General features: G+C 51.3%; 2 protein-coding genes. Both read right to left on the bottom strand.

Features of this window, described 5'->3' with window-relative positions:
• Window positions 1-73 precede the first annotated feature (73 nt).
• Window positions 74-1,933, bottom strand: coding sequence for a multicopper oxidase family protein (locus V7051_RS24480; RefSeq protein ID WP_333879372.1), 1,860 nt, complete (start codon window positions 1,931-1,933; stop codon window positions 74-76).
• 14 nt (window positions 1,934-1,947) lie between these two features.
• Complete coding sequence (locus tag V7051_RS24485; RefSeq protein ID WP_333879373.1) at window positions 1,948-2,223, bottom strand: hypothetical protein; 276 nt, start codon at window positions 2,221-2,223, stop codon at window positions 1,948-1,950.
• Window positions 2,224-2,799 lie beyond the last annotated feature (576 nt).

Here is a 2,799-nt window from a genome sequence, read left to right on the forward strand (position 1 = left end):
ATAATTCCTAGTTATCACTCATTATAGTTATGATTACCCCGCCTAAAAACAGCAGTGTAACCGCTCTCAGTACTTAATACCCAGCCATCCCCATATCCCGCCTTTTAAACTGAATCACCTGCATCATCCCCATATCCTCATGAGACAATAAATGACAATGCAACACCGTCGTTCCGTCGAAATCTTCATAACGGGTGAGGATGGTTTGCGGCTGGCCGTATTTGACAAGCAGGCTGTCGCGCCACAGGGTTTCGGTTTTGCCGAGCGGGTCGGTGCGGGTGGTTTGGAAGTCGTTGGTGTGGATATGGAAGACATGGTTCCGGGTCGGATCGGCGGAACTTATGATCCAACTGTCGGTACCGGTTTGCGGGCCGTTGCTGTCTTCCGGGACTTTAGCCAATTCAGCGGCATCGGGGCGCAGCTCCAGTACGCGCGGCTGGTTGGCATCGAAAACATGGCCGTTGACCTGGAAGCCTATCGGATAGCAAGGGGTTTTGTCCCTTTCCGGGTTGCAGGCGATGCCGCCATCGTTGCCGCCTATCGGCTGGTCGCGGTTAAAGGTGGCGATTTGGTTGTATTTGACATTGCTGTTTTTAATGTCGTTATAAGGATACAGTTTCGCCATTTCTTCGTTAGTCGGCAAGCCGGTGTCTGCAACCGGTTCGCCTTCCACTTCGACCCAGGCGACCACATAGTCGGTAAAACTCGCTGTGGACGGGTCCAAGCGGCCGCTGATGTAGGTATCGGCAGCCAGTTTGTAACGGCCGGGCGTTTTGCTCGCCTGCACCAGCACGTCGCTACGGCTGCCGGGTATTAATTCTACGGCTTGCCGTTTCAGCTTGAAGGTTTTCTCCTGGTCCCAATTGCCGGTGCAACAGTAGTCTTTTTGTTCCCAATTATTCACCCAGGTATCCACTTGGCTTAAATAATTACCGTCCACGGCGATTTCGTGCAAATCGTGCTTTTCCAGCGTAAGTTGGGCGGTGCGGTTAAATGAGCTGTCGATAAAACGCCAGCGTTGCACTTCGCCGGGACGCATTTTGATGGTCGGCGCGATTTGGCCGTTGACCAACAGGTAGCGGTTGCGCACAAAAGCCCGGTCGTCGCCCAAGGCCAGGAAATCGTTGACCTTGCCGGTATCGTCGTAGGGGATGGTTTGCAGCATGAAGATCTTTTCATTGGCGTTGGCTTTCATGATCGACTCCGGCGTTTTGGCGGGATCGTCCTCAACGATGATAGCGCCTTCCATACCGCTGCCGACCTGGACGCCGGTCGATCCATGCACATGAGGATGATACCAGTAGGTGCCGGGGCTATGGTTTTTCGGGATTTTGATTTCGATTTTCCTGGGGTTGGCGCTTAGACCGCTGTCGCTTTTTTTGTCCGGCGTGTATTTAACCGGCGGCACCTTGACCAGAATATTATCGGCGTTGCCGCTCGGCGAAACATGCATGCCGTGGGTGTGCAGATTAGTGCAATTGAAATTATCGGGTAGCGGCGAGCCGCCGAAAGCGTCATGGGGATTATTGCAAAGCTCTTCCGGTTTGGCTTTGCCGGTTTGGCCCAACTGGTTGTTGAGTGTGATGTTCAAGGTATCACCGGGCTTGACGCGCAGGGTCGGTCCAACCAGATCGCCGTTATAAGAACGCAGGCTGACTTTGCAACCGGCGATTTTAACTTCTTCGTTTTTTTTAATTTTTTTGGCTTCTTCGGAATTGGTAAAAACGACATTCAACTCGGCGGTGAGTTGGCCGTTAACAGACCTAATTTCTTTGGGGGCTGCATAGGCTTGGCCGCCGAAGGTTTTAAGGTCGGTTTCCCGGTAGACGCAGGCCGGATCGGGCGGCACGTCGTAGGTTTCGGCCAGTGCCGGCATTGAGCTTAAGCCGGCGATTAGCGCCAGCAAGGTAGTACGCGTGTTGAAATAGAACATAATTATCTCCTGATTCAGTGAGGCTTGACGGGTGGGCAATTACGCTCAGCAGCATCAGTAGCAGCAACGGTCTCTTGGGTGCGTTCGCTGTGGCAGGAAGGACAACCGGGAGCAGCGCATTTAACGCATTGCGCCGGTACGCCGGGATAATTCGCATCGTACTCACCGGTCGGACAAGCTTGACCGGCGGCTTGAGGTGTTGCAGTAGCGGTTGGCGATGGGTCGGCCATGGCCGATCCTATCAGCAGGACAAGCATCGCCGATAGAGCGATAGTTTTGATGTTAGGCATAAGGTGGTATTCCTCTTTATTATTGTTATACAGGCGGCGGAGATTAAGCGGCGGCATTAAGACAGTACCAAACCATCTATCAAGCCTATTCTCATCTGGAAGCCTGTTCAGTACTTAAAGTTCGGGAAGAAAAAATATTTAAATGGGCATTCATCCTATCCTGCCGAATGATGCGCCTTGAAGGGAACGCTATCAAACGATAGCCTCTTCTAATATAAAATATATCTGAAAGGGCGCTGCATTCTAACGAAAAAGATGAGTATGGCAAACATTTAAATCTTGTTGTCATCGACTTAAATACCCTGGAGCAATCAGAATAACTGTTAATCGGGAAGGATCCATACCTGCCGGTTATACCAAACTCCCTTTCCTGACATAGACTTACACCGTCGTAAAACGGCTACACTAAGATCGAACGCAGTTATTCCGTGTACATATAGCCAGTAGCCTGGATAGGGATAGGGCCTGCGGAATCCAGGGTTTCATAGCTCTGATCATCCGGTATTCTGGAAGCTCCATATGGGCTAGTGTGTCATGAAGAAAGGCGCAAGCCTTTTATGCTGTATTAAAGATGAG

The sequence above is a fragment of the Methylobacter sp. genome, from assembly GCF_036845245.1.
Taxonomy (GTDB): domain Bacteria; phylum Pseudomonadota; class Gammaproteobacteria; order Methylococcales; family Methylomonadaceae; genus Methylobacter_A.

Excerpts from the sequence above, each read along its gene's own strand:
- V7051_RS24480 (WP_333879372.1), bottom strand. The coding sequence starts at position 1,933 with ATGTTCTATTTCAACACGCGTACTACCTTGCTGGCGCTAATCGCCGGC.
- V7051_RS24485 (WP_333879373.1), bottom strand. The coding sequence starts at position 2,223 with ATGCCTAACATCAAAACTATCGCTCTATCGGCGATGCTTGTCCTGCTG.